General features: G+C 66.7%; 1 protein-coding gene. It reads right to left on the bottom strand.

All coding sequences use genetic code 11. The features are described from left to right. The coding region (locus EOA33_RS38485; protein WP_281033619.1) for a methyltransferase at nucleotides 1-423 on the bottom strand (423 nt) is incomplete at both ends.

Below are 423 nucleotides of genomic sequence, written 5' to 3'. Positions count from 1 at the left end.
ACATGCGGCTGGTCGAACAGAATGCCGCGGCTGCGGGGATTGGCGGCGAGGATTTCGGCGAGCAGCGCACCTTGCCCGCCGCCGACATCCATGATGACCGGGAAGCGCGAGAAATCATAGGCCGCAAGGATCGCCGCCGCGACGCCGCGCGAGTTCGCCGCCATCGCAAGATCGAAAATGCCGGATTCCTCGGGGTGTTCGGCCCGGTATTCCCAGACGCCCTTGCCATGCGCGTGGCGGAACGCATTCCTGCCGCACTGGATGCTGTAGAGCAAATCGCTCCACGCCTGCCGATAGTAAGGCCGACCGACAAACGCCGCCCAGGGCGCTGCTGAATGCTCGGCGGCGCCTTGCGCTCCGACGCCGAGCGGCGTCAGCGAGAACTGCCCGTCTTCCGCCTCGTGAAATATGCCGGCCGCCGCG

Source organism: Mesorhizobium sp. M4A.F.Ca.ET.050.02.1.1, assembly GCF_003997725.1.
Lineage (GTDB): Bacteria > Pseudomonadota > Alphaproteobacteria > Rhizobiales > Rhizobiaceae > Mesorhizobium.
This window is presented reverse-complemented; position numbering and strand designations above follow the sequence as displayed.